28 protein-coding genes, 2 pseudogenes and 1 riboswitch are annotated in these 24,870 nt (G+C 41.9%); of the genes and pseudogenes, 25 read left to right on the top strand and 5 right to left on the bottom strand.

Annotation, left to right across the window (positions count from 1 at the left end):
• Position 1 precedes the first annotated feature (1 nt).
• The 9 genes from N1I80_RS14365 (at position 2) to N1I80_RS14325 (ending at position 9,196) form a co-directional block, all read left to right on the top strand.
• The gene (locus N1I80_RS14365; protein WP_340738545.1) at positions 2–775 is read left to right on the top strand and encodes an enoyl-CoA hydratase; all 774 of its coding nucleotides are present in this window, start codon (positions 2–4) and stop codon (positions 773–775) included.
• Between the two features lie 25 nt (positions 776–800).
• A complete protein-coding gene (locus tag N1I80_RS14360; protein ID WP_340738544.1) occupies positions 801–1,574 on the top strand; it encodes an electron transfer flavoprotein subunit beta/FixA family protein in 774 nt (257 codons plus the stop codon).
• A 66-nt stretch (positions 1,575–1,640) separates the two neighbouring features.
• On the top strand, positions 1,641–2,615 hold the full coding sequence (locus tag N1I80_RS14355) for an electron transfer flavoprotein subunit alpha/FixB family protein (protein WP_340738543.1): 975 nt from the start codon (positions 1,641–1,643) through the stop codon (positions 2,613–2,615).
• Positions 2,616–2,960: 345 nt separating this feature from the next.
• Positions 2,961–3,317 carry a hypothetical protein gene (locus N1I80_RS14350; RefSeq protein WP_340738542.1) on the top strand — a complete coding sequence of 119 codons (357 nt, stop codon included), beginning with the start codon at positions 2,961–2,963 and terminating at the stop codon, positions 3,315–3,317.
• A 14-nt stretch (positions 3,318–3,331) separates the two neighbouring features.
• Positions 3,332–3,670: a type II toxin-antitoxin system RelE family toxin gene (locus N1I80_RS14345; RefSeq protein ID WP_340738541.1), complete on the top strand. Its 339-nt coding sequence runs from the start codon at positions 3,332–3,334 to the stop codon at positions 3,668–3,670.
• A gap of 254 nt (positions 3,671–3,924) precedes the next feature.
• Positions 3,925–4,434, top strand: a complete 510-nt coding sequence (locus N1I80_RS14340) for a YfiT family bacillithiol transferase (RefSeq protein ID WP_340738540.1) — start codon at positions 3,925–3,927, stop codon at positions 4,432–4,434.
• Between the two features lie 840 nt (positions 4,435–5,274).
• Positions 5,275–5,589 carry a thioredoxin gene (gene trxA, locus N1I80_RS14335; RefSeq protein ID WP_340738539.1) on the top strand — a complete coding sequence of 105 codons (315 nt, stop codon included), beginning with the start codon at positions 5,275–5,277 and terminating at the stop codon, positions 5,587–5,589.
• Between the two features lie 74 nt (positions 5,590–5,663).
• Positions 5,664–7,457, top strand: a complete 1,794-nt coding sequence (gene uvrC / locus N1I80_RS14330; protein WP_340738538.1) for an excinuclease ABC subunit UvrC — start codon at positions 5,664–5,666, stop codon at positions 7,455–7,457.
• 48 nt (positions 7,458–7,505) lie between these two features.
• A riboswitch (Lysine riboswitch) is annotated at positions 7,506–7,684 on the top strand.
• A gap of 285 nt (positions 7,685–7,969) precedes the next feature.
• Positions 7,970–9,196, top strand: coding sequence for an aspartate kinase (locus tag N1I80_RS14325; RefSeq protein ID WP_340738537.1), 1,227 nt, complete (start codon positions 7,970–7,972; stop codon positions 9,194–9,196).
• A 41-nt stretch (positions 9,197–9,237) separates the two neighbouring features.
• On the opposite strand, the gene N1I80_RS14320 is transcribed toward N1I80_RS14325, so the two are convergent.
• Positions 9,238–9,654, bottom strand: coding sequence for a YslB family protein (locus N1I80_RS14320; RefSeq protein WP_340738536.1), 417 nt, complete (start codon positions 9,652–9,654; stop codon positions 9,238–9,240).
• A gap of 223 nt (positions 9,655–9,877) precedes the next feature.
• Between N1I80_RS14320 and N1I80_RS14315 the strand changes: the two genes are divergently transcribed.
• From N1I80_RS14315 to N1I80_RS14255, 13 genes and pseudogenes are all read left to right on the top strand, one after another.
• Entirely contained in the window at positions 9,878–10,486 is a 609-nt protein-coding gene (locus N1I80_RS14315) for a succinate dehydrogenase cytochrome b558 subunit (protein WP_340738535.1), read from the top strand.
• Positions 10,487–10,544: 58 nt separating this feature from the next.
• Positions 10,545–12,299: a succinate dehydrogenase flavoprotein subunit gene (sdhA, locus tag N1I80_RS14310; RefSeq protein WP_340738534.1), complete on the top strand. Its 1,755-nt coding sequence runs from the start codon at positions 10,545–10,547 to the stop codon at positions 12,297–12,299.
• A gap of 5 nt (positions 12,300–12,304) precedes the next feature.
• On the top strand, positions 12,305–13,084 hold the full coding sequence (gene sdhB, locus N1I80_RS14305; protein WP_340738533.1) for a succinate dehydrogenase iron-sulfur subunit: 780 nt from the start codon (positions 12,305–12,307) through the stop codon (positions 13,082–13,084).
• Between the two features lie 139 nt (positions 13,085–13,223).
• Positions 13,224–13,667 carry an acyl-CoA thioesterase gene (locus N1I80_RS14300; RefSeq protein ID WP_340738532.1) on the top strand — a complete coding sequence of 148 codons (444 nt, stop codon included), beginning with the start codon at positions 13,224–13,226 and terminating at the stop codon, positions 13,665–13,667.
• 73 nt (positions 13,668–13,740) lie between these two features.
• Positions 13,741–13,962: a helix-turn-helix domain-containing protein gene (locus N1I80_RS14295; protein ID WP_203246748.1), complete on the top strand. Its 222-nt coding sequence runs from the start codon at positions 13,741–13,743 to the stop codon at positions 13,960–13,962.
• A 207-nt stretch (positions 13,963–14,169) separates the two neighbouring features.
• A complete protein-coding gene (locus tag N1I80_RS14290) occupies positions 14,170–14,577 on the top strand; it encodes a MarR family winged helix-turn-helix transcriptional regulator (protein WP_340740050.1) in 408 nt (135 codons plus the stop codon).
• Between the two features lie 9 nt (positions 14,578–14,586).
• A complete protein-coding gene (gene racE / locus N1I80_RS14285) occupies positions 14,587–15,381 on the top strand; it encodes a glutamate racemase (protein ID WP_340738531.1) in 795 nt (264 codons plus the stop codon).
• A gap of 102 nt (positions 15,382–15,483) precedes the next feature.
• A complete protein-coding gene (gene rph / locus N1I80_RS14280) occupies positions 15,484–16,239 on the top strand; it encodes a ribonuclease PH (RefSeq protein ID WP_340738530.1) in 756 nt (251 codons plus the stop codon).
• Complete coding sequence (locus tag N1I80_RS14275) at positions 16,239–16,853, top strand: XTP/dITP diphosphatase (protein WP_340740049.1); 615 nt, start codon at positions 16,239–16,241, stop codon at positions 16,851–16,853. Before rph ends, N1I80_RS14275 begins: the two co-directional genes overlap by 1 nt.
• On the top strand, positions 16,850–17,344 hold the full coding sequence (locus N1I80_RS14270) for a metallophosphoesterase (RefSeq protein ID WP_340738529.1): 495 nt from the start codon (positions 16,850–16,852) through the stop codon (positions 17,342–17,344). The genes N1I80_RS14275 and N1I80_RS14270 overlap by 4 nt, the downstream gene beginning before the upstream one ends.
• A 645-nt stretch (positions 17,345–17,989) precedes the next feature.
• Positions 17,990–18,403, top strand: coding sequence for a group I intron-associated PD-(D/E)XK endonuclease (locus N1I80_RS14265; protein ID WP_340738528.1), 414 nt, complete (start codon positions 17,990–17,992; stop codon positions 18,401–18,403).
• Positions 18,404–18,519: 116 nt separating this feature from the next.
• Positions 18,520–18,654, top strand: a complete 135-nt coding sequence (locus N1I80_RS14260; RefSeq protein WP_340738527.1) for a hypothetical protein — start codon at positions 18,520–18,522, stop codon at positions 18,652–18,654.
• Positions 18,655–19,817: 1,163 nt separating this feature from the next.
• Positions 19,818–21,465 (top strand): annotated as a pseudogene (locus N1I80_RS14255) (IS1634 family transposase).
• Here the strand turns inward: N1I80_RS14255 and N1I80_RS14250 are convergent.
• The 3 genes and pseudogenes from N1I80_RS14250 to N1I80_RS14240 form a co-directional block, all read right to left on the bottom strand.
• Positions 21,404–21,547: a hypothetical protein gene (locus tag N1I80_RS14250; RefSeq protein WP_340740120.1), complete on the bottom strand. Its 144-nt coding sequence runs from the start codon at positions 21,545–21,547 to the stop codon at positions 21,404–21,406. The pseudogene N1I80_RS14255 and the gene N1I80_RS14250 sit on opposite strands and share 62 nt — an antisense overlap.
• A 242-nt stretch (positions 21,548–21,789) precedes the next feature.
• Complete coding sequence (locus N1I80_RS14245; protein ID WP_340738526.1) at positions 21,790–21,966, bottom strand: hypothetical protein; 177 nt, start codon at positions 21,964–21,966, stop codon at positions 21,790–21,792.
• 47 nt (positions 21,967–22,013) lie between these two features.
• Positions 22,014–22,200: pseudogene (locus N1I80_RS14240) on the bottom strand (MmcQ/YjbR family DNA-binding protein); the annotation flags it as partial.
• A gap of 102 nt (positions 22,201–22,302) precedes the next feature.
• Here N1I80_RS14240 and N1I80_RS14235 point away from each other — a divergent pair.
• The 3 genes from N1I80_RS14235 to N1I80_RS14225 all read left to right on the top strand — a co-directional run bounded on the left by N1I80_RS14235 (position 22,303) and on the right by N1I80_RS14225 (position 23,843).
• A complete protein-coding gene (locus N1I80_RS14235) occupies positions 22,303–22,467 on the top strand; it encodes a hypothetical protein (protein ID WP_340738525.1) in 165 nt (54 codons plus the stop codon).
• Positions 22,468–22,638: 171 nt separating this feature from the next.
• Positions 22,639–23,457, top strand: a complete 819-nt coding sequence (locus N1I80_RS14230; protein WP_340738524.1) for a hypothetical protein — start codon at positions 22,639–22,641, stop codon at positions 23,455–23,457.
• 92 nt (positions 23,458–23,549) lie between these two features.
• A complete protein-coding gene (locus N1I80_RS14225; RefSeq protein ID WP_340738523.1) occupies positions 23,550–23,843 on the top strand; it encodes a hypothetical protein in 294 nt (97 codons plus the stop codon).
• Here N1I80_RS14225 and N1I80_RS14220 read toward each other — a convergent pair.
• Positions 23,840–24,865 carry a transposase gene (locus N1I80_RS14220; RefSeq protein WP_340738522.1) on the bottom strand — a complete coding sequence of 342 codons (1,026 nt, stop codon included), beginning with the start codon at positions 24,863–24,865 and terminating at the stop codon, positions 23,840–23,842. The two genes, N1I80_RS14225 and N1I80_RS14220, sit on opposite strands and share 4 nt — an antisense overlap.
• Between the last annotated feature and the right edge of the window lie 5 nt (positions 24,866–24,870).

Here is a 24,870-nt window from a genome sequence, read left to right as displayed (position 1 = left end):
GATGAAGTTTCTAACAGTAGCAATTGAAGACGGTGTCGCTGTTGCGACTATTAACAGGCCGCCTGCGAATGCGCTTTCACGCGCACTCATACTAGAGGTCGATGAACTCCTTGACCAGATGGAAATCGATGAATCGGTACGTGTCATCGTATTACATGGGGAAGGAAAGTTTTTCTCGGCTGGTGCGGATATTAAGGAATTTACATCCGTTACATCGGGAGAAGAGTTTTCAAAGTTAGCTGCGAGTGGGCAAGAGGTGTTTGAGCGTTTAGAGTGTTTTCATAAACCTGTTATTGCGGCTATTCATGGCGCGGCACTCGGTGGTGGACTTGAGCTAGCGATGGGTTGTCATATGCGTATCGTTACTGACACGACGAAACTAGGCTTGCCAGAATTGCAATTGGGTCTAATCCCTGGATTCGCTGGGACACAACGTCTGCCACGCTATGTTGGAATGCCAAAAGCAGCAGAGATGTTGCTGACAAGCGAGCCAATCAGTGGTACAGAAGCTGTTCGTCTAGGGCTCGCTAACCAAGCTTATTCAGATGAAGAGTTGCTACCTAAAACAATGGAACTTGCCAAGAAAATTGCTAAGAAAAGCCCTGTCGCAGTGAAAGCTGCACTGGCTATGCTGCAATACGCAAAACCAGCATCTTATTATGAAGGTGTCAAAGCAGAATCCGATTCGTTCGGTGAAGTTTTCATCTCTGAAGATGCAAAAGAAGGAATCCAAGCATTTCTTGAAAAACGTCAACCTGTATTTACAGGAAAATAATCAAAAAGTTGAGGAGGTCTGTAAGATGAATATTTATGTATTAGTAAAACGGACATTTGATACAGAGGAAAAAATTACGGTTGCCAATGGGAAAATTGCTGATGATGGTGCGGAGTTTATCATTAACCCGTACGATGAATATGCAATTGAAGAAGCAATTCAAGTACGTGATGCTAATGAAGGCGAAGTAACAGTTATTACAATTGGTGACGAGGATGCGGAGAAGCAATTACGTACGGCATTGGCAATGGGTGCAGATAAGGCGGTCCTTATTAATACTGAGGATGATCTCGATGAGATGGATGAGTTTACAGCTGCAAAAATTATCGCTGAATATTTGAAGGATAAAGATGCGGATCTAATCCTTGCTGGTAACGTAGCAATTGATGGCGGTTCAGGACAAATTGGACCACGTGTAGCTGAACTTCTTGGCATTAACTATGTAACAACGATTACGAATCTTGAAATCGACGGTACATCTGTGAAGATTGTTCGTGACGTTGAAGGGGATTCTGAAACAATTGAAACAACACTGCCATTACTCGTAACGGCACAGCAAGGTTTGAACGAACCGCGATACCCGTCACTTCCAGGGATCATGAAAGCGAAGAAAAAGCCGCTTGAAGAGCTTGAATTGGATGATTTGGATCTGGATGAGGATGATGTAGCAGCGAAAACAGAAACAATCGAAGTATACCTGCCACCACAAAAAGCGGCTGGACGGGTTCTTGAAGGCGACATAGCCGATCAAGTGAAAGAGCTTGTAACGCTACTTCATTCTGAAGCGAAAGTAATTTAACTTGCTTCGATAGAATTAATCAACCGAATTTAACATAACTTAGAATTGTCATAGGAGGGACTATAGATGTCTAACAAAGTACTAGTTCTTGGGGAAGCACGAGAAGGGACATTGCGTAATGTTTCGTTCGAAGTAATCGCAGCTGCGAAAAAGATTTCTGGTGGCGGGGAAGTTGTTGGCGTATTGCTCGGCGACGCTGTCCAGACGCTTGCGGAAGAAATGATTCATTACGGCGCTGATCGTGTCGTTACCGTGGAGCATCCGCATTTGAAACAATATACATCTGACGCTTTCGGCCAAGCGTTTATGGCTGTTTATGAGCAAGAGAAGCCGGATGCTGTTGTATTTGGTCATACAGCACTTGGTAAAGATTTATCACCGAAAATTGCGAGTAAGTTGGCGTCTGGCTTGATTTCAGATGTGACAGCTATCGAAGGTGAAGGCGATGCTGCTGTATTCATTCGCCCGATCTACTCTGGAAAAGCATTTGAAAAAGTGAAAAACAAAGAAGGGCTGCTGTTCATCACAGTGCGTCCAAACAATATTGCACCATTAGAGCAAGATGCGAGCCGTACGGGTGACGTGTCGGCTGTTACAGCAGAAATTACGAGCCTTCGTTCAGTCATTGCTGAAGTTGTCCGTAAATCAACTGAAGGTGTTGACCTTTCTGAAGCAAAAGTAGTTGTTGCAGGTGGTCGAGGAGTGAAGAGCGCAGAAGGATTCGAGCCGTTACAAGAACTTGCAACGCTACTAGGTGGAGCAATCGGGGCATCTCGTGGTGCTTGTGATGCGGACTACTGTGACTACTCTCTACAAATCGGACAGACGGGTAAAGTCGTGACGCCAGACTTGTACATCGCTGCAGGTATTTCAGGTGCGATTCAGCACGTTGCAGGGATGTCGAATGCGAAAGTAATCGTAGCAATCAACAAAGATCCAGAAGCAAATATTTTCAAAATTGCAGATTACGGCATCGTCGGCGACTTGTTCGATGTTATTCCGTTGATGATTGAAGAGATTAAGAAGATTAAATCAAACTAAATGATACGTGAAAGCCTCCGCATAGGGAAGCTTGCAGCTTGTCGACAAAAGGGCTTCGGAATGAAATTATTCCGAAGCCCTTTTAGGATTTTCTTTGGATAGTCTACCAAATGACCGTGATAAGGAGCCTGTCCCCGTCAATCTGAAAAAGTATGTATTAAACAACGTGAAACTTTACATACTATTTAACATACAATGTGATATAATATATATACCGTCTCGCGTCTAAAACCTAAAAACCTAAAAACCTAAAAACCTAAAAACCTAAAAACCTAAAAACCTAAAAACCTAAAAACCTAAAAAAACCTAACTAAAACAGCGGACGGTACCAGGAGGAAGATTATAATGGAAAACCAAATTTTTAATCAGAAATTCGGTATTGAACAATTAGTTGCTGCCTCTGAAGCCGCGCGAAACTTTTCTGGATTAAGAAAAAGTGCTAAGTTAGCCCCTCGCTTAATATTGGAAAACAATAAGCCTGACTCAGTGATTTTATCTATTGTAGATTATCAATTCATGCAGGAATTAATCTCAACTCTTCAAGATGAAATACTCGAATTAAAAACTATTGCACGGATTGAAAATGCAAAAGTTAATGGCATAAAAAAACAAAAATTCGATGATTTCGCGACTGAAGAAGATAAAGAAATCGCTAAAGCAGTAACTAATTGGGACATATCGGACGATGAACTATTTGACTAAGGGGTTCGATGGATATGTCATTGAAAAACTATTTATTCCCAAAATTAGATTTTTGGGAAGATGCAAAAACTGATTGGGCTGCACTGGATGGTCACCAAAAGAAATTTGTTTTTAGAGCATTACAGCGTATTGAAAAAAGCGGTGCTGACATTGGTGAAGCTTTAAGTAAAAAAAGAAATATCGACTTAACTGGATATCGAAAAGTTAAATTAAGAGCAATAGGTATTCGCATCGTTTATAAAATTTTAAACGATAAGGTTGAAGTAGCTGAAATTATTGCTATTGGTAATCGGATGGATGAAGAAGTCTATAAAGAGGCATTCAAACGAATCAATAAGAAACATATTGAATAACAAAAATCACAAAGCACTTTACTCATGTTCATGGGGGAAGTGCTTTCTTCTGTATTTTTCTAAATTTTTTATAGCAGAGATTGATTGTGATAAGATAACTTTCTCGATTGTAGAAAGGGGATGTAATTATTTTGAAAAGGGAAAGAATAAAGTTGATATTAGATTTTTCATACAATACTGAAGATAATTGTGTTAAGATTTAAAGGAAATTAGGGAGTAATGATCAAAGTAAATTAAGAAAAGGGGGATTGAAGATGGATGTCACATTTCCAATTGGAAGGCTACAAGTTCCTGAAAAAGTAACAGTAGAAAATATTCAAGAATGGCTAAACGAAATCGAAACGTACACCATTCGATTGCAGGAAACAGTTGGTTCATTAGATGACGAGCAATTAAACAAAACATACCGTGATGGTAGCTGGACAGTTCGTCAGCTTGTTCATCATATTGCAGATTCTCAGTTAAATATGTATCAGCGTTTGAAACTTGCTTTAACAGATGACAATCCAACTGTACCAGCTTTTGACCAAGAAAAGTGGGCTATTCAACCTGATACAAATCTTCCTATAGAAAGTTCTATTAAAATGTTAGAAGGCATAAATGAACGTATCGTATCTTTAGGCAATAGTTTAACTGATGAGCAATTGGCCCGATTTTTTACACATCAAGAAAACGGGGAAATTACAGTGGCAACAAAAGTGGCAAAGTTATCCTGGCATGAAGAACATCATTTAGCACATATAAAAATTGCATTGTCTAAATAATTCAAACGTTAAAAGATGGCTTATCGAAGTTTGATAAGTCATTTTTTAGATAGGGGTAATCACACGCCTGTTGAGTAACCAAAAAACAACTTAATCAAACACTAGGTACTTTGTGTAAAGTTTTTTTTGTCTCGCTCTGGATTGAACGACTTCTCTACAATAGCCGCGATATGTTTTATGTATAGGGATGCAACTACGTCGCATCCCTATACATTTCTTCGGTAATCGTATGGTGGTCGTTCATCCGTCGCTCACCAAAAAGCTTGTACACGGAGTACTAATGCTTTTTAGGACGAGAGAATAGAGGGCTTCTTAACTGGAGAGGGCCGCCAAAGATACAATTTTGGCGGCTGAAGCTTTTACCATGGTCTTTTCTATTGTTATTTTAGGTAGTGTTTCTTTCTAATAAAACTTGCTAAAAGTAAAGCGAGAATACCTTGTACAACGTGCAAGAGTGCCCGAAATTTCATCTTCGGGCACTTACACATTTTATAGAAAGTTATCAATTCTTTTCTTTCCAAGCAACCGTATTTTTCACTTTCACTTAAGAATTGCAGGTACGTGACGGGCAACTATTCATAACAGGATGATTGAAAAAGGTTTGTCTAGAAATGACGAAGTCATTTCTAGACAAACCTGCTCCTCCGATAATAATGTAGTGAATAAGTTGCCGAAAGCGAACCGGGAATAATCCAGTAAAAATGAAGAATCCCAAGCACTTCTCCCTAGTATGTAACCAAGTAAATGTTTAATCATCAAACGTACTAAAGCATATATTTAGCCCGCGCAATAATCGCATGATATACTACGAGCATAGTTATTAAAGGAGGAAATTACATCATGGCAATTATTAATGCAACTGATCAGAGCTTTGCGGAGAATATTAAAGAAGGACTTGTCCTTGTAGACTTTTGGGCACCTTGGTGTGGACCATGTAAAATGATCGCTCCAGTTCTTGAAGAGCTAGATGGCGACTTCGAAGGTAAAGCGCAAATCGTTAAAGTAGACGTTGACGATAACCAAGGAACGGCAAGTAATTACGGTGTTATGTCTATTCCAACGCTAATCCTTTTCAAAGATGGCGAAATCGTTGATAAAGTTGTCGGTTTCAAACCGAAAGAAGCACTTGCAGAATTAATCGAAAAACACGCGTAATCGAATTCAACTTAATTCAATAGAATAACCGGGTCCCTTCATTGGCGCCCGGTTTTTTTAGGTAGGTGATGGATATGAATGAATTGATTGAACAGAAATTGGCGATTTTACCAGAGTTGCCGGGCTGTTATTTTATGAAGGATCGACAAGGAACTGTTATTTATGTTGGGAAAGCGAAAGTTTTGAAAAATCGGGTGCGTAGTTATTTCACGGGCAGTCATGATGGGAAAACACAGCGACTTGTTGGTGAAATTGAAGATTTTGAGTATATGGTCACCTCATCCAACATCGAGGCACTTGTGCTTGAATTGAATCTTATCAAGCAGTACGATCCGAAATATAATATTATGTTGAAAGATGATAAGACCTATCCATATTTGAAAATTACAGCTGAACGTCATCCGAAGCTGATCATTACGCGGCAAGTGAAAAAGGACAAAGGGAAATATTTTGGTCCGTATCCGAATGCTTATGCAGCAGGGGAGACGAAAAAGTTGTTGGACCGACTGTACCCCTATAGGAAATGTCAGACGATGCCGGATCGTGTGTGTTTGTACTATCATATTGGCCAGTGTCTGGCGCCGTGTATCAATGAGGTGGATCAGGAAATTTACAAGGAAATGGTGGATGACATTAGCCGCTTTCTCAATGGTGGCTATAAAAGTGTTAAGAAGGAATTGATAGAGAAAATGTCATCCGCAGCAGAAAATTTGGAGTTTGAACGCGCGAAAGAATACCGAGACCAAATTACGAATATTGAAGCCGTTATGGAAAAACAGGCTATGACGATGAATGATTTTACGGATCGTGATATTTTCGGGTTCGCGGTTGATAAAGGCTGGATGTGCGTTCAAGTATTTTTTGTGCGGCAAGGGAAATTGATTGAGCGGGATGTATCGTTGTTTCCGCTTTATCAGGATCCGGAAGATGAATTACTTACATTTATTGGCCAGTTTTATGGTAAGTCTGAGCATCTGTTACCGAAGGAAATCCTGCTGCCGCAAGGTATTGATAGTGAGTTAGTCCGCGAGTTGTTGAATGTACAGGTGTTTATTCCGCAGCGTGGGAAAAAGAAATCACTTGTCGATCTTGCTATCAAAAACTCAGAAATGTCATTAGGCGATAAATTTCAGCTTATTGAAAGGCAGGAGCAACGTACGATTGGTGCGTGTGAAGAACTTGGTGTGGCGATGAATATCACTATACCACTCCGGATTGAAGCTTTTGATAACTCCCATACGTACGGTGCTGATCCTGTTTCAGCTATGGTATCATTTGTCGATGGCAAACCGAATCGGAAGGACTATCGAAAATATGTGACGAAAACAGCGGCTGCACATGATGACTACGGCGCGATGCGAGAGGTTGTTAGAAGGCGCTATAGTCGCGTGTTAACGGATGATTTGCCACTACCTGATCTAGTCGTCATTGACGGCGGGAAAGGGCATATGGAGGCGGCTCGAGAGATTATTGAGGATGAGCTAGGCTTATCTATTCCAATTGCAGGGCTGGCGAAAGACGACAAACACCAGACGGCGCAATTATTATACGGAAATCCCATTGATATGATTCCGTTAAAACGAACGAGTGAAGCCTTTTATTTATTGCAACGGATTCAAGACGAAGTGCACCGTTTTGCCATCACATTCCACAGACAACGGCGTGAAACGAATTCATTAACATCTGCACTAGACGGCTTACCAGGTGTAGGGCCGAAACGTAAGCAGCAGTTGTTGAAACATTTTGAATCGGTGAAAAAGATTCGTGAAGCCTCTGTAGAAGCTTTGCAGCAAGCTGGTTTACCTGGGGCGGTTGCTGAGGCAGTTGAGGCCTATTTTCGTCAAGACGCATTGCAGCAAAAAGAATAATATGATAGAGTATATGCACTGAATTTTTTCACTTACAATTGGATATGAAGTGAGGATAGAGGCGCGGATACTATTAGTACATTTCCGGAAGGCGGCAGCCTAGTGAAGGGAATCGAAAGGGGTATTCGCCGAAGCGGACAAATCGGCTGTCACGATTGTTGTGCTGGATTTCCATTGAAGAGGTGGGAGTCTGTCAGGTATTAACTGCCTGGAGAGCTATCCGTTCGGAGCATCTTTTTATCTTCGTATAGCGGTCGTTCAAACTCCTGCTATACGAAGATAAAGCCTCCGGCGGATGTCACGGATTTTTTGGGGGAAGCTTAGGAAGGCAACCTAAGTACGCCGCATCGTGCGGCAACGTTTGCATGACCGACATCCTGTCGGCCTCAAGCTCGAAAAAATCCGGACGCAATTACGCCAGGGCGAAATTGATTGATGTCTCCAAACGGACCCGGCTCTCAATTTTTTTGAGGGTCGTTTTTGCGTACAGGGGAAAGACGGAGGAATGGATAATGGAACGAATCGTAATGAAATTCGGAGGGACTTCAGTCGCGAATCCAGAAAGAATCGCACGCGCGGCACAGCTTGTAGTTGAGGAAGTCAATAGAGGTAAGCAGGTGGCTGTTATTGTCTCTGCGATGGGGAAGACAACAGATGAGTTACTGTCACTGGCTCAAGAAGTAAACCCAACAGCTGGGAGACGCGAGTTGGATATGTTGCTGGCAACAGGTGAGCAAGTGACGGCATCCCTACTTGCGATGGCAATTACCGCAAAGGGCGTGGAGGCGCGTTCTTACACAGGTTGGCAAGCGGGTGTTACGACAGAGTCTGTTCATGGTAACGCGCGTATTGAGCAAGTACAGGCTGACAGAATCGTGTCTGCCCTTGAAACCGGTGCTGTCACAGTTATTACTGGCTTCCAAGGGGCTGATGCTAGTGGTGAGTTGACAACGCTTGGTCGTGGAGGTTCCGATACGAGTGCTGTCGCCATTGCTATTGCACTTGATGCTGCGGTTTGCGATATTTACACGGATGTTGAAGGGGTATTTACTACGGACCCGAGGTTAATTGAAAAAGCCCGAAAACTTGAAGAGATATCATATGACGAGATGCTTGAAATTGCTAATTTAGGTGCAGGTGTACTTCATCCGAGAGCAGTTGAATTTGCTAAGAACCATCTGATGCCATTGCGTGTTAGACCAGCGCATATGGATGGGCAAGGAACCGTCATCAAGGAGGAAATTGATTTGGAAAACAATTTAGTTGTTCGGGGCATCGCTTTTGAGCGAGACGTTGTTCGAATTACAGTCATGTATGACGTTCCGTATAACGGTTCGCTTGCGAATATATTTACAGCACTTGCAAAGCATCATGTGAACGTCGATATCATCGTCCAGACCATTAGGGAAGATGTGCAACCGTCTGTGTCATTTTCGATTAAGAAAGAGGATTTTGCCGAAGCAATTAATGTGCTAGAATCCAATAAAGAAGAACTAGGTTATAGTCGTGCAGATTTTGAAGTAGGGCTGGCGAAAGTTTCGATTGTTGGGAGTGGAATGGTATCTAACCCAGGTGTCGCAGCTAATATGTTTGATATTTTACGTCAAGCCGTCATTCCTGTGAAAATGGTGAGTACATCGGAAATTAAGGTATCCGTTGTGATTCCGGAGCCTGAAATGGAGAAAGCTGTAACGGCACTCCATGAACAATTTGGATTAGATGTTACTGGAGCAAAATAATGAAGAAAAAAGAGATGTAGCCATCATGGCCGCATCTCTTTTTATGAATCAATTTTAGTTTTTAAATCCCATTTTACATGAAATGTAACGTGTCCATTTTTGAAATTGACTTCCCCATAGCACTCGGTAAGAAATCCGTTCAATTTCTGATACTGTTCTGCGAGGAATCCAGCTTCTAACTGAAAAGATCTATTTTGAATAGTCGAACTTTCTTCGTAGGCTATTGTATAAAAACATTCTTCTTTTGCTGTTTTTTCAAGCGAAAGAATGCCCCAACCGGCCTCTTGAAAGAACACGGGAAGCTCTTCGATGCTAAAAACAGGGAATTTCCGGGCTACCTCTTTTCCTGCCCAGTACAGGATATCCCCTTGATGAGCGCCTAAAATGCTGGGTAAGACATGGTCGCGTAAAATTTCGTAGCCGAAACGGGTCGGCGAATGATATGTAGTGTTTTCCAATCGATTATGCAATCCTTTCGGATGAAAATAAGTTTTTGCTTTTTAATAGAAGGAATATGTCCGCAACAAAAAAACCACATCGTCTTGACCTCCTCAAAACAGAGGAGTACAATGGACATGTTCTAATAGTGTACCACGAAGAGGGGAGCCGTCAATGTTTGCTTCGTGTCAAAACGATGACAACCCTGATAGGCAACCTCAGTAATAAGGGAGGGTAAAAGACTTGTCGAGAGAATCAGATTTTTACTTGCGCCGTCTTCATTCATTGCTCGGAATTATTCCGGTTGGGCTTTTTGTTGCACAACACTTGGTGATTAACCATTTTGCAACACGTGGCGAAGAGGCATTCAACACAGCATCTAACTTTATGGGGAGCTTACCATTCGTTCTGTTTTTAGAATGGTTCATCATCTACATCCCACTTATGTTCCACGCGTTTTATGGCCTGTACATAGCTTTCACAGCAAAAAATAACGTACAACGCTTCGGGACTTTCCGTAACTGGATGTTCATGCTACAACGAATGACAGGGGTATTCCTTGTGATCTTTATTGCATGGCATATCTATGAAACAAGAATTCAAAAAGCATTGGGTGCTGAAGTAGACTTTAATATGATGGCTGACATCTTAGCGAACCCATTCATGCTAGCATTCTACATCGCTGGTGTACTTGCAGCGACATTCCACTTGGCGAATGGCTTGTGGTCATTCCTAGTGACATGGGGATTGGCACAATCACCACGCTCACAAACAATCGTTACGTATGCTACGATTGTAGTGTTCCTAGTATTAGCTACAATTGGCGTTCAAGCACTACTTGCATTCGTTTGATTTACAATTGATTTAACTTGAAAGTGAGATCACTGATAATTTGAGGAGTGAAACAATAATGGCAAAAAGCAGATTGATTGTCGTAGGCGGCGGTCTTGCAGGCCTGATGGCGGTCATTAAAGCAGCGGAGGAAGGCACACCGGTTGACCTGTTCTCACTTGTCCCGGTTAAACGTTCCCACTCTGTCTGTGCCCAAGGCGGCATTAACGGTGCGGTAAACACAAAAGGGGAGGGCGACTCGCCTGATATCCACTTAGATGATACTGTCTATGGCGGTGACTTCCTTGCGAACCAACCACCTGTTAAAGCAATGACGGACGCGGCACCAGGAATCATTCACTTATTAGACCGGATGGGCGTTATGTTCAACCGTACACCTGAAGGATTATTGGACTTCAGACGTTTCGGGGGTACACTTCATCACCGCACTGCATTCGCGGGTGCAACAACAGGGCAACAGCTTCTGTACGCACTAGACGAGCAAGTGCGTAGTCACGAAGTAGCTGGACTTGTGACGAAATACGAACACTGGGAGTTCCTTGGTGTTGTTTTAGACGAAGATGGTGTTTGTCGTGGTATTAAAGCGCAAAACCTTAAAACGATGGAAATTAAAGCGTTTAAAGGCGATGCGGTTATTATGGCAACAGGTGGACCTGGGATTATTTTCGGTAAAACGACAAACTCTGTTATCAACACAGGTTCCGCTGCTTCTATCGTTTATCAACAAGGAGCTTACTACTCGAACGGTGAGTTCATCCAAATTCACCCGACAGCAATTCCAGGAGATGACAAACTTCGTCTTATGAGTGAATCTGCACGTGGTGAAGGTGGACGTGTTTGGACATATAAAGACGGTAAGCCTTGGTACTTCCTAGAGGAAAAATATCCAGCTTACGGAAACCTTGTACCACGTGACGTTGCGACACGTGAAATTTTTGACGTCTGCGTCAATCAAAAACTAGGTATTAACGGTGAAAACATGGTTTACTTGGACTTGTCTCATAAGGATCCGAAAGAGCTTGATATCAAGCTTGGTGGAATCATCGAAATCTATGAGAAATTCACAGGTGATGACCCACGTAAACTGCCGATGAAAATCTTCCCAGCTGTCCACTATTCAATGGGCGGACTATGGGTGGACTATGATCAAATGACAAATATTCCAGGTCTTTTTGCAGCTGGTGAATGTGATTATTCACAGCACGGTGCAAACCGTCTAGGTGCGAACTCGCTTCTTTCAGCAATTTACGGTGGAATGGTTGCAGGACCAAACGCAGTTCATTACATGAAAGGCTTGAAGCGTACTGCTGAAGAACTACCATCGACTATTTTCGATGCAGCAGTTGCAGAAGAGCAACAAAAGTGGGATGACACGCTCAAAATGAATGGTACAGAAAACGCTTATGTCCTTCATAAGGAGCTTGGCGAATGGATGACAGATAACGTAACAGTCGTTCGTTATAACGACAAACTACAACAGACGGACGATAAAATCGTAGAGCTTCTTGAACGCTATGAAAACATCAACATGACAGATACACAACAATGGTCTAACCAAGGCGCAACGTTTACGCGTCAGTTGAAAAATATGTTGTACTTAGCACGTGTTATCACACTTGGAGCACTGAACCGTGATGAGAGCCGTGGCGCTCACTACAAACCAGATTTCCCGAACCGTGATGACGAAAAATTCATGAAAACAACGATGGCGAAATTTGACGGGAAATCTGCACCAATCTTCCATTATGAAGAGATTGATGTATCCCTAGTAGCGCCACGTAAACGCGACTACTCCGCGACGAAAGGAGAATGACGTAAATGAGCGAGCAACTAACTGCGACGAAAACAGTAGTATTTAAAATTCGTCGTCAGGATACAGCTACATCTGATGGGTATTGGGAAGAGTTCGAATTAGAATACAGACCGAATATGAACGTTATTTCTGCTTTAATGGAAATACGACGTAACCCAGTCAATAAGGAAGGTAAGGCAACGACTCCGATTAACTGGGACATGAACTGTCTGGAAGAAGTTTGTGGGGCTTGTTCAATGGTTATTAATGGCCGTCCACGTCAATCGTGTACAGCACTTGTTGACAAGTTGACTCAGCCAATTACACTTGAACCGATGAAGACATTCCCAGTCGTTCGTGACTTGATTGTCGACAGAGAGTTCATGTTTGATTCCTTGAAGAAAATCAAGGCGTGGGTTCCAATTGATGGGACGTATGATCTTGGAGAAGGTCCACGTATGCCAGAACGTAAGCGCCAATGGGCATATGAACTTTCGAAATGTATGACGTGTGGAGTTTGTCTAGAGGCGTGTCCGAACGTCAATGACAACACGAATTTCATGGGTCCTGCATTGCTGTCACAAGTCCGTTTGTTCAACACGCATCCTACAGGTGCGATGAACAAAGACGAACGTCTAGCGGCATTGATGACAGACGGTGGTATCGGTGAATGTGGTAACTCACAAAACTGTGTAGTCGCTTGTCCAAAAGGCATTCCATTGACTACATCTATCGCTGCTATGAACCGTGCGACAACTGTACAAATGTTCAAAAACTTCTTCGGAAGCGATCATATGGTAGACTGATTTCAGTCTCGAACCCCGCTTTGGCATTACGTCTGGCGGGGGTTTTTTGTGTTTAAAAGGGGTCCTTTATTTCTGCATAGAAGTTTGGTAGAATAAAAGAATGAACATTCATTCATTTTAGAGGGAAGGGGTTTTACTAATGAAAGCAACTTACATAACGGATATATCTACATGGGCATCGGCATTCACATTTTCTGTCCGGGTATCCGTGCGATTCTCAGAAACAGATATGTATGGACATTTGAATAATACAGTGGCGTTTACTTATTTTGAGTATGCACGAATTGAGTTTTTGAAAAATGTAGGTTTGATGAATGATTGGTTGAACCCTGAAGGCAGTACGATTCCGGTTGTGGCTGATTTACAATGTGATTATTTGAAACAGGTCTTTTTCGATGAAGCACTAGCTGTTCATGTAAAAGTAGCTGCAATAGGCAATAGTTCGATGGATATTCACTACATGGTGAAGAATGCTAAAGGCGACATTGTTATTACGGGTCGTGGTTCGATTGTTCAGATTGGTAGAGCAACTGGGAAAGGTGTTCATTGGACTGACAAAGAGAAGTTGTTGTTTGTAAACTAAATGAGTAAGTAGCCGGCACAGCCTACCCTGTCTTCACATATTTTAGAGTGAAAGTGGATAGGAGGGGCGCGTCTTGACAGAGGAATCAAAAAACCGTTCATTGCTAACGGCAAGGGAACGAGAAATCTTTCATCTGCTCGTTGACGATCATACGACAAAAGATATCGCGGGACGGCTCGGAATCAGCGAAAAGACTGTTCGGAACCATATTTCGAACACGATTCAAAAGCTAGGAGTTTCCGGCAGGGCACAAGCAATCGTCGAATTATTGCGGCTAGGAGAGTTACAGTTGTAATCAAATCTCAAGTAGCAGCTGTGTGAACTGCAGGTAGCAGGCTTTTCACAGCTGTTTTTTTGCGTCATTTTTACTGATCAGCTTAAAAGGTATTGCCTTACACGCTAAAAAAGGTGACAATAGATAAACAGTAATTTTTTCAGGGAGCTGGTTTACTTGACGGAACACAACGCACCGAACGAACAATATACGAGTGAAGTTGCAAGTATGGAGAAGGATTTAAGATACATTGCAGCTATCATTAAGCAGGAGGGGCGTCGGATTCTCAGTAATTATACGATTACACCGCCTCAGTTCATTGCTTTGCAGTGGTTGTTTGAGCATGGAGATATGACGATTGGGGATTTGTCGAACAGAATGTTTTTGGCATTCAGTACAACGACTGATTTAGTCGATCGCATGGAAAAAAATAATCTTGTCAAGCGGGTTCGTGACGAACAAGATCGCCGAGTGGTTCGGATTCACTTATTAAGTGAAGGGGAACGTGTGATTGAGGAGGTTATTGATAAGCGCCGTGTTTACTTAGATATGGTGTTACAAGATTTTGACGAGCAACAAGTGAAGAATTTTTCTGACTTACTAAGCAAATTACATCAAGAGATGAAAAAGGATTGAGGGATACAAGTGGAAGGACCTATAGGCGTAATTGATTCGGGGGTCGGCGGTTTAACTGTCGTCAAAGAGATGCTGAATCGACTACCAAATGAGCCCATTGTCTACATAGGAGATGATGCGCGTTGTCCGTATGGGCCGCGGTCGACGCAAGAAGTGCGTAAGTTTACAATGGAAATGGCATCAGCCCTTTCCAAAATGGGCATAAAAATGCTAGTGATTGCATGCAATACAGCAACGGCTGTTGCACTTGATGAAGTTCGCGAGCACTTCTCATTTCCAGTCGTGGGCGTCATTGTCCCGGGTGCACGTGGCGCGGTAAAGGCATCGGGAACAGGAAATATCGCAGTACTTGGTACAGTCGGAACAATTAATAGTGGTGCGTACGACGATGCTATCCATGCATTGTTACCGGATGCAACGGTTCATCCTCTGGCGTGTCCTGAATTTGTTCCGATTGTCGAAAGTGGGCTATATAAGTCGAAAAGTGCTGGAGATATTGTCGCTAAATCGCTTGTTGGCCTTACTGGTAAGGATTTTGATGTTGCGATTTTGGGCTGTACGCATTATCCGCTTGTGCAGCATCATATTCAAGCCCATTTGCCAGCGAATGTAAATATCATTTCATCGGCAGTGGAGACCGTATCCGACGTTGAAAGCATATTGCTATCAACGAATAGTATGCGTGTTGAAGGCAGCAAAGTAGCACCTATCTTTTATACGACAGGGGAAATTCAACAATTTCATTCGATTGTCGAGGATTGGTTGTCGATTGACGAGCCAGATGTTAGGCATATTGTATTGTAAAATAGCCCGGAATATCTGTAATCGGATATTTCGGGTTTTTGCGCATGTGAAATAGGTTATGATAAGATGAATGCGCAAACTGAATGGTGGAGGGTTTCGACTATGAGACATGATGGAAGAGTGGCTGATATGAACAGGCCAGTAACAATTGAAACAAATTATTTAATACATCCCGAAGGATCTGTGTTGATTTCGGTTGGAAATACGAAAGTAATTTGTACGGCTACGATAGAAGAGCGGGTTCCTCATTTTTTACGTGGCAGCGGCAAAGGATGGGTGACGGCTGAATACTCTATGCTGCCACGCGCGACTGGACAACGAACACAACGTGAGTCGTCTAAAGGTAAAGTTGGCGGACGCACGATGGAAATTCAACGATTGATTGGACGAGCATTGCGTGCTGTGACGAATTTGGAGGCACTTGGTGAGCGCACAATCTGGATTGACTGTGATGTCATTCAGGCAGACGGCGGGACGCGTACGGCGTCGATTACAGGTGCATTTGTGGCGATGACGATGGCGGTAGCCAAATTGCATGCTGTTAAAGGCTTGGCGACTTTCCCGATTGCTGACTTTTTGGCAGCAATCAGTGTTGGAAAGACGGCGGAAGGTGAATTGATCCTGGATCTTGATTATGTAGAGGATTCATCAGCAGCTGTTGATATGAACGTTGTGATGACAGGTGCGGGTGCATTTGTGGAGCTACAAGGGACAGGTGAGGAATCGACCTTCACGCGTGAAGAAATGAATGGCTTGGTGACACTTGCTGAACAAGGTATTCATCAGCTATTTAAGGTGCAAACAGAAGCGCTAGGTGCGGTTGCTGAGCTAATTGGTACGAAAGAGGTGACTGAATGATGAAGGAAGTACTCATTGCAACCAATAATCTTGGCAAAGCAAAAGATTTTGAGGCATTGTTCAAGCCGTTCGGTGTACGCGTTTTGACATTGAATGATTTGGACGAGGCCATTGATGTTGAAGAGACAGGTGTTACGTTTGAGGAAAATGCTATCTTGAAAGCGGAAACTGTTGCTCGTTTGCTGGGCAAGGTCGTCATCGCGGATGATAGTGGACTTGAAATCGATGCGCTAGATGGCGCTCCTGGCGTTTATTCTGCGCGTTATGCGGGTACAGGGAAGAATGATGGAGATAATATCGATAAAGTGCTAAACGAGCTAGAAACGGTGTCTAAGGACGATCGTACAGCACGTTTTCGCTGTGTGCTCGCTGTGGCGGGTCCTGGCATTGAAACAGAGACATTTTCGGGTAGCTGTGAAGGTTTGATTCACACGGAACGCAAGGGGGAAAATGGCTTTGGCTATGATCCAATTTTTTATGTGCCGCAGCAGGGGCGCATGATGGCTGAATTGTCACCAGAAGAGAAGAGTTTGATTTCACATCGTGGGGCGGCGCTTGAAAAGTTGAAAGTGAAGCTACCGCAATTTATGGAGAGTGTAGGTGATCACAAGTGAAACTAGTTGTCATGAGTGATTCGCACGGGGATAAGGAGACGGTGAAAGCCGTTTCCGCATTACCTGCGGACGCCATTTTTCATTGTGGAGATAGTGAATTGTCATTCGATGATCCGGTGTTGCATACAATGCATAGAGTACGTGGTAATTGTGACTGTGATGCACGGTTTCCATCGTCTGTATTAGTTGAGGTGCAAGGGAAAAAGGTTTTAGCTGTTCACGGGCATGAGCATGATGTGCGGATGTCTTTGATGGGGCTGTATTATAGCGCTAAAGAACTTGGTGCCAATATCGTGTTATTTGGCCATTCGCATTTGTATGGGGCGGAGATGAAGGATGGTATTTTATTTTTAAATCCGGGCAGTACCGTTCAGCCACGCGGTGGTAAAAAAGCGACGTATGCTGTGGTGGAATGGGATGAAAATCTGCGTGTAACATTCAAGAATTTACAGCATAAAACGGTTGAAGAAAAAGAATTAAAAAATATTTAAAAATAACGTTGACTTTTGTTGTGAAAGAATCTATACTAAAGCTTGTCCTTAAGGATAGAACATCTACTTAAGTGCATGTCTCAGTAGCTCAGCTGGATAGAGCAACGGCCTTCAACAATAGGAGCCTTTACAGGGAAACAGAACTTGTAAAGTGGACGACACCGTATCGGTGAAACCTTAACAGATCATGCTGATGGCAATACCGAGGAAACTTACGATCTTTATTATACATAATCAAGATCAAGGAAATTCGAAGGTCCGATTGTATCGGAGGTAGAAATTCTAACGCATAATCCTATGATTATCGTGAGGTTCCGTAGAGACTAAACGTGTCGCACCTGAAATGGTGAAGTTATAGTCCAGACTACAAACAGTAATTACTGGTGGCGAAAGCCATAGTGGTAAGCTAAGCCGTCGGTCGGGGGTTCGAATCCCTCCTGGGACGTAAAGTAACAAAAGCTGGTTCATTTTAAAAAAACACCTAAAACATTGTTAATTCAATGTTTTGGGTGTTTTTTCTGCGAAGAAATCCGATTGGAGCATTAAGAGAAAAGTGTTGGCTGTTGCTATGAGTTACGGCATTATTTGTTGAAGCTAGAAGTATTTCTACCTATCAATCATAATGGGAGAAAGGGGTGAATTACTTTGTATCATCACACTAAGAATAAGGGCGATTTAGGAGTTTTAAAGGCCCAAGTTGATTTACATCAAAAAGGATATTTGATATTGCTGCCTCATACCGAACATTCTCCATTTGACCTTGTTGTTTATAAAGATGGCTATTTTAAAAGGATTCAAGTTAAGTATAGAGAGTTAACTTCAAAGGGGATTCTAGAAGTCAGATTTCGTTCATCTTATTGCAATACAAAAGGTATAGTTACATCAGTTGTCGACAAAGATGAAATTGATGTGTACTGCGTTTATTGTCCGCAAACCGATGAATGCTATTATTTTGATCCTAAACAATTTGATAAATCATTAAGCTTGAGGGTGGAGGCACCTAAGAACAATCAGTTGCGCGGCGTGAAATTTGCAAAAGAGTATCGGGATGTTCCTTAGTCTATGTGGTACTAAATAGAATTTATCTATTTGATGCTGTTTTAGGGATGTTAACAGAAACTACGATAAAGAAAATTCATTTGGATTTAGGTAGAGTGTCAGTGGGAGGCGATGAAGTGGATAAAATAGATAGTTTTGTTAAAGAGATGCTAGAGGTAGGTAATGTTAAAGTGATGGCTGATGTAGCTAAAACTACTATGGATCTAGCGGAATTATTTACGCCTATAGGTTCTTTTTTGGACAAGTTTTAAAATAAACAAGAAGTCTTTCCTTTAATTTTGAAATTAATATGTGAGGAAGACGAGGATGGTAAAGAGAACATATATATAAATAGTTTTGAATATATAGTAGATGAAGGAATCGAAGAGATGGAGAAGGTATTCCATTTCACACAGATCGGACGTCCTAACAGGGGTAAGAAAATTGTTGCTAGAGAAGTTAATCCAGACGGGATAGTCCAAATCTTCTGGTCCAAGAACCACAGACCTAATGACTGTCGTGACAAGTGGGATAGCAGGCAAAGTGGCAGCGTGAATATTTACTAACGGTTTGAAGAGATGAGTGAAGAGGAATTGTCTAAATTGACCGGTGTATGCGACTTCGATGAATAAGCTTGTTACTGCTTTGTTAGTAAGGCAAGCGTTAACGACAAAGAAATTTCGACGGTCCTCTTGGCTGTACGTATATATGAATCAGATGACATGCTAATTATGGATGTCCAGCCCTGTCATGGCAAGTCGAGCACAGCATCTTTGTCTGCTCAATAGATATTCCATAATAGCCATTAGGAAAAAATCATGACGGGTGCCTATAATGAAATACTTTCCATGAGTTTCTCGGAGGCAATGCGATGAACATCTAGACGATAGAAGGTGAGGCGCAATACTGTCTTGCCGCGTCGACATCTGGGATGGCTAAAGGGTTTGGTGTTTCCCTATTAATCATTGATGACGTTATCAAGAAAAAACAACGAGAACACTCTTGAGAAACATTGGGATTGGTTCACGAGCTCCATGCGGCTGCGATATCGCGGTGATTCGTCAAAGCTGGATCAGTTCTGCAAGCGGACTGCCATGAATGCTGTCTCCCATCTTTGTAGTTGAATTGTAAGGTAATTCCGTGTCTTGTTATACGTAAAATGTTAGGGTACAAAAAAGGGATTCGGTAGCAGTGATTGAAGCCTTGACCGAATCCCTAGTTTTTCAAAAACTATTGTATTAATTTGTGACTGATTTAATTACGTCCCAGGAGGGATTCGAACCCCCGACCGACGGCTATATCTCCCTCTTCAAATTAACTACCCTTTTACTCAATAACTCACATTCCGCACCCTCTGTCCCACCAAAAAGGTATTTTCTTCCCCTCTATCGAATAGTCATTTAACCAACTATTCGATAGGGAGGAACGATTTTCTATGACCACCGCAATCGACGCTATTTACCAACAACGCTACCTAAATCTAGTCAGTGCAGTCATTAAACAACTCGACATCCCCGAAACCATTAATCGGCTGGTTCCTTATGATGAACAATGTCTGACAACGCCGGGCGAGGTGGTTCATTTACTGCTTCTGGATATTCTTAGCGGACGCCAAGCGTTGGTTCATCTGGAGGGGTGGGCGGCTGAAATCGACTTAGAGAAATTGTTATCATCCAGCGCAAAAGCCCATCATTTCAATGACGACGCGATTGGTCGCCACTTGGATCGGCTACACAATGGCAACATTCATCAAGTTTATTCACAGCTGGTTGTCAACGCTTGGAAAAAAGAAGACATTTCATCCTTGCATGTCCTTCATGGCGATACGACGAGTAAATCCGTTTACGGACAGTATGTAGGTAAACAAGAGAATGAAGAGGACCTGCTGATTACGGAAGGCTATAGTCGGGATCGTCAAGGTGCAAAACAATTTCAATATGGCGCTGTGGTCAACGAAGATGGCATTTCGATTTATGCCGATATCCATGACGGGAATACTTCTGATAAAACATGGAATCCGAGCATCTTGCCCAAAGTTCAAGAACAACTCGAACAAATTGGTGTCCCTGATTTTATTTACGTAGCCGATTCTGCTGCGATGACCCAAGCGACCTTAGCGGAGGCCAAACGGGCGGGTGCCTATTTAATTTCACGTGGTCCCAACAGTCTAAAAGTTGTGAAAAACGCACTAAAAATCGCCGAAGAACAACCAACGACTTGGTCAGCTGCTTTCACCACGGCAAAAGCAAAAAACAGTTCCGAACACCGTGTTCAAGAGCTTTCCGCGACTTACTATGGGCACGAGGTTCGCCTTGTCATTGTGGAATCGAGCGCGCTGGATAAGAAAAAGCGACATACACTCGAAAAGAAAAAAGATCAGGAATTCATCCAGCTTCAAACCCATCAACAAGTCTTGGACAAGCGCGTATTTCATTGCGAAGCAGATGCCAAAGAAGCGCTGGACAAATGGGGACAGAAGAAAAAATGGAACTATCATAACGTCCAACCCACGATTGAAGCCCGTCGAACCATCAAACGCAAACCAGGCCGTCCCAAAAAAGACGAGATTCCGGAAGAAATCATAACGTACCACATCCAGTTGGTGGCGACATTCGAGGAAGCCATTTATGAGGAAGCTTGTCGCAAAGCCTCCCGTTTCGTCTTAATTGCCACAGTTCCACTCGACTATCGGGGGAAGTCCTACGTTTGTATAAAGGACAAACCCATGTGGAAATGAATTTTTCCTTTTTGAAAGACCCTTATTTTGTCGATGAAATCTATCTCAAGAAACCGACACGCTTCAACGTCTTAGGCTATCTATTCCTACTCGCCTTACTCGTCTATAAAGTGTTCCAACGCCGCATTCGCCAGCAAGTGACTAAAAAAATCCACTAATTGGCGCTGGAAAACGAAAGCTCATTTGTCCAACAGGCCAAGTGATTTTTCAACTGTTTACCTACGTACAAGTCGTCGTTTTTACACTGCCCGATGGCACTAAACAACGGCAATTCGGCAAGCCGCTTACCTATGAACAACAAAAAGTGCTGACGTATTTAGGATTGGATGAAACGGTCTTCCTGTGAAAAGCATACGTGAGATGGCTGTGGGTTCTGGTAAAAAACCAGGAGAGCCGACAGCTGTATGTCGTAGCTCAAATGACTCCAAAAAATATCCACCTAGAAAATGAACGATCTAGCCTTGGTGGGGTGCGAAATGTGAGCAATAACTAAATAATCAGTTGTTTGGTAAAGTCTAACATATGTATAGCAGGCGGCAGAGTAAGTTGCTCTATCGCTTTTTCTTTGTGTGAGGGCATAACAAAAGGACCTGTATACATGAAATTTAATTATAAACACAAGTCCTATTCTTGTACCCATTTGTTGGAGTACAAAAGAGGTTTATTTAGTTTACGGCATATTATGATGGTCGATCCGCCTTACTTCTTGTAGAGCATCGGCTTCCACTGCATTCCGATTCAATGACTTTTCTTGGTCGATAAAATTATATTTCCGCCAAGTTAAAAAATCCACAAGATTGATGACGACAAGAAAAGCTATAATGGAGCCCCAGAAAATCCAATGCATTATACTCCTTTTTTAATATATACATATAGTATTCTTAATGTTTTAATTTATTTTATTATTGAGTTAATTATAAACTGCTCCAAAATAATCTGGTTTTGGACTTTTTTAGTTAGTTTTTCAAACACTAACTCATAGGAATGCAGAATGAGATTTTCCGATAGATCGTTGGATAGGTAGGTTTGAATCAAAATAAATAGAGTTCCAGTGTGTTTTATTCATATAATACCGAGGAACAGGCGTATTGATTAGCCAAAAAATCCAGTATGATGCAAAAAGAAACACCCTTCTTGTAAAATGAAAGTACGACCAATCAAATACAAGTAGGGGGTGTCTCTTATGAAAAAGAATACCACATTCCCGAATTTGATTCGGAAATTTGTTTCTCCGGAAGAGCTTGATTTATTGATGAAAGCGGTTGGCTATGAGGATGCAGCGCGCAAGTTGGACGTCATGACATTGATTCGATATCTCATTACCGCAGTGACATGTATTAGTTTTTAAATTGTAAAGGGAGAAGGCTACATGTGGAATAGCATCATCGGTTATGGCGGTATTTGGAAATGAAATCCCGTCTTTTGCAGAATTCGGAGCACGCTATGATGATCAATGGTGTCTGCGTCTCATCCAGCCGTACTGGTCCCCTATGCTACAATGTTGTTGGGGGTGGGACAAATGGATGAAAAATTATTAAATGAAGACCTAGAGAAGATGCAACCTTATTTACTGAAATGGTTTCGAGAATACAGTGTAATGATGCTCACTTCTCCGTTTAAGACTTTGAAGTATGAAGTGTCAATGGATGGTTTCGCTCCTGTAAAAGATATGCTGAGTCAAAGCCATCTCTACTCAATTTTGGAAGCCTTTCGCGAACTGGTAAAAACACACTATTATTCTCAAGCTGCCTATGTGATAGAAAAAGAACTTAGAGAAGAAGGAGAAATTGAATGGAGCAATTATTGGAAGTATGAAGTGAAAAACTACTATTTCAGAGGTATTATACCCAGAATTGTATCTCTGTTAGACTATGTGGCCATGATGATAAACGAGTTGTCTCAGCGTGAGTTGATTTCAAACGTAAGGGGTGTCTATTTTAATAATCTTAAGTCATCTTTGACGGCCTGTAAAGAAAAAATCGGATGGCTATCTTATGAGGAAATCAAAGAGTTAGACATGATATTATCTCATGCTTATCTGGATATTACAAAGGAGAAGAAAGATATCTTAACACTCTTTAGGCATACATCAACCCATAGATACTTCGTAGGGATTGACGAGTTAACCGTTCCGTTTCAAAGAAGAGAATTATCAAAGCATGAGCGAGAATTTCTACAATCGCATTATAGTTATGGATTTAGGGGGAAACCTGAGTATTCCTTTGATGAATTAAACGGCACTGTCGAAAAGCTACTGAACAATATAGACGACATGCTCTCCCGGTTGATGGAGATGGATATGATGAAGAACTCAGTACAACGAATAGAGAACGAATAAAGACCGTTCGTAAAAATTCTTTACAAATCCGTCTCATAGATTTGAAAATATGAGTGACAGTCACTCGCGTAATTCAGAAATAATTCCGACGATTGTTTCGTCGTGTTGTAAAGCGATTTATTAATGCAACAATATTGAAACCAATGATTTATCAATTGCTGCTACAAAAGAAGCGTGGCGTTCCGTTAGGTATATCCGTTGTTGAGCCAAAAGGAGATGTGGCAGCAATGGTAAACGAAATGTGTTTAGAAATGGATATCCCATGTATTCATGTAGATCCTGATAAACCCAATTCAGCAAGTTTTAATCCAATGGAAGGTGATACGGATACAGTAGCGGAGGCAACATTCGTTGGTAAGCGGCAAATAGGTTCTTTCCAATGTTAGTTGAATTTACGGGATTCAAGCAACAATAGTTTATTCCGTAGAAGTTCAAAACTGTTTCTGCCATACATGATGCGTTTGATGGTTTTTAACTTATTTATGCTTCCTTCAGCTAATCCGTTGTTATATGGAAGCGTACATGCATTTTCAACCGCATCTATATCTTTTTTAATACCATTGAGAAAGCTAGTCAATTCATTTAATTCGAGGGCTGCTGCTTCTGAAATCCATGTATGTAACAACTCTTTCTCTCCCGATTGAAGAATCTCTTTGAAACGCCAAACCAAGCGAATTAATGTACCGACTAGTGGATATTTCTCAACAACATTTTCTACTTGTTCGAGGGAAATGACTTTCACTTTATCTAGTGGCTTGTAGAGTAATTTTATAAGCCATTTTCTTTCCACAATCTCCGTGGAACCAGCGATGACATCGTTTTCCAGGTCACCTTGTAACCTTTTTTCTTTCGCTATGAATTGTCTAATCGCAGCTTCTGAGCCTGTATATCCTTTCTGTAAAATAGAAGCATGAATCTCTTTATAAGTTGTTCCTTTTGAGCGCAAAGCAATCACTTCATTTCTAAAAGGGGACAGTTTTCCGGGACGCTGTACACCATATTGACCATGAATAGGATTGAAATCAGGCGATAAGTAATTTTTTATTGTGCGCTTTGTATAGCCTGTCTCATCAGCTATTTTTCTAATACTATATCCTTTTACCTGTAAAGCTTTCACTTCTTTGACTTTATCCATAATCTTCTGGATTGCTTCAGTATGTTCACGACCGCGTTGGTCCTCTAAATCTTTAGGGATTTCTTCTTCTCGCATTCTAATGTATTTTTGAATCGTTTGAAGGCTACATTTTGTTTGCGTTCGGATATCTTGTATAGTGCGATCTTGAGACGCCAAGGACTTGACCCAGAGGATTTTAGTACGTCGTGAAGGTTTACTAGTTAGCAGTTCGTTCATTGCGTTCTGTTCCTTGGTTAATGGAATGACAATTCGTCCAGCTAAAATTCTATACATACAGA

Origin of the sequence: Sporosarcina sp. FSL K6-3457 (assembly GCF_038007285.1) — a bacterium.
Taxonomy (GTDB): domain Bacteria; phylum Bacillota; class Bacilli; order Bacillales_A; family Planococcaceae; genus Sporosarcina.
The sequence above is the reverse complement of the archived record's forward strand: the minus strand, read 5'-3'. Positions and strand labels throughout refer to the sequence as shown.

Excerpts from the sequence above, each read along its gene's own strand:
- N1I80_RS14300 (WP_340738532.1), top strand. The coding sequence starts at position 13,224 with ATGAAAGCAACTTACATAACGGATATATCTACATGGGCATCGGCATTC.
- N1I80_RS14365 (WP_340738545.1), top strand. The coding sequence starts at position 2 with ATGAAGTTTCTAACAGTAGCAATTGAAGACGGTGTCGCTGTTGCGACT.
- trxA (WP_340738539.1), top strand. The coding sequence starts at position 5,275 with ATGGCAATTATTAATGCAACTGATCAGAGCTTTGCGGAGAATATTAAA.
- N1I80_RS14345 (WP_340738541.1), top strand. The coding sequence starts at position 3,332 with ATGTCATTGAAAAACTATTTATTCCCAAAATTAGATTTTTGGGAAGAT.
- rph (WP_340738530.1), top strand. The coding sequence starts at position 15,484 with ATGAGACATGATGGAAGAGTGGCTGATATGAACAGGCCAGTAACAATT.
- N1I80_RS14275 (WP_340740049.1), top strand. The coding sequence starts at position 16,239 with ATGAAGGAAGTACTCATTGCAACCAATAATCTTGGCAAAGCAAAAGAT.
- N1I80_RS14350 (WP_340738542.1), top strand. The coding sequence starts at position 2,961 with ATGGAAAACCAAATTTTTAATCAGAAATTCGGTATTGAACAATTAGTT.
- N1I80_RS14290 (WP_340740050.1), top strand. The coding sequence starts at position 14,170 with ATGGAGAAGGATTTAAGATACATTGCAGCTATCATTAAGCAGGAGGGG.
- N1I80_RS14245 (WP_340738526.1), bottom strand. The coding sequence starts at position 21,966 with ATGCATTGGATTTTCTGGGGCTCCATTATAGCTTTTCTTGTCGTCATC.
- uvrC (WP_340738538.1), top strand. The coding sequence starts at position 5,664 with ATGAATGAATTGATTGAACAGAAATTGGCGATTTTACCAGAGTTGCCG.
- N1I80_RS14220 (WP_340738522.1), bottom strand. The coding sequence starts at position 24,865 with ATGTATAGAATTTTAGCTGGACGAATTGTCATTCCATTAACCAAGGAA.
- N1I80_RS14235 (WP_340738525.1), top strand. The coding sequence starts at position 22,303 with ATGAAAAAGAATACCACATTCCCGAATTTGATTCGGAAATTTGTTTCT.
- sdhB (WP_340738533.1), top strand. The coding sequence starts at position 12,305 with ATGAGCGAGCAACTAACTGCGACGAAAACAGTAGTATTTAAAATTCGT.
- N1I80_RS14340 (WP_340738540.1), top strand. The coding sequence starts at position 3,925 with ATGGATGTCACATTTCCAATTGGAAGGCTACAAGTTCCTGAAAAAGTA.
- N1I80_RS14355 (WP_340738543.1), top strand. The coding sequence starts at position 1,641 with ATGTCTAACAAAGTACTAGTTCTTGGGGAAGCACGAGAAGGGACATTG.
- N1I80_RS14360 (WP_340738544.1), top strand. The coding sequence starts at position 801 with ATGAATATTTATGTATTAGTAAAACGGACATTTGATACAGAGGAAAAA.
- N1I80_RS14325 (WP_340738537.1), top strand. The coding sequence starts at position 7,970 with ATGGAACGAATCGTAATGAAATTCGGAGGGACTTCAGTCGCGAATCCA.
- N1I80_RS14230 (WP_340738524.1), top strand. The coding sequence starts at position 22,639 with ATGGATGAAAAATTATTAAATGAAGACCTAGAGAAGATGCAACCTTAT.
- sdhA (WP_340738534.1), top strand. The coding sequence starts at position 10,545 with ATGGCAAAAAGCAGATTGATTGTCGTAGGCGGCGGTCTTGCAGGCCTG.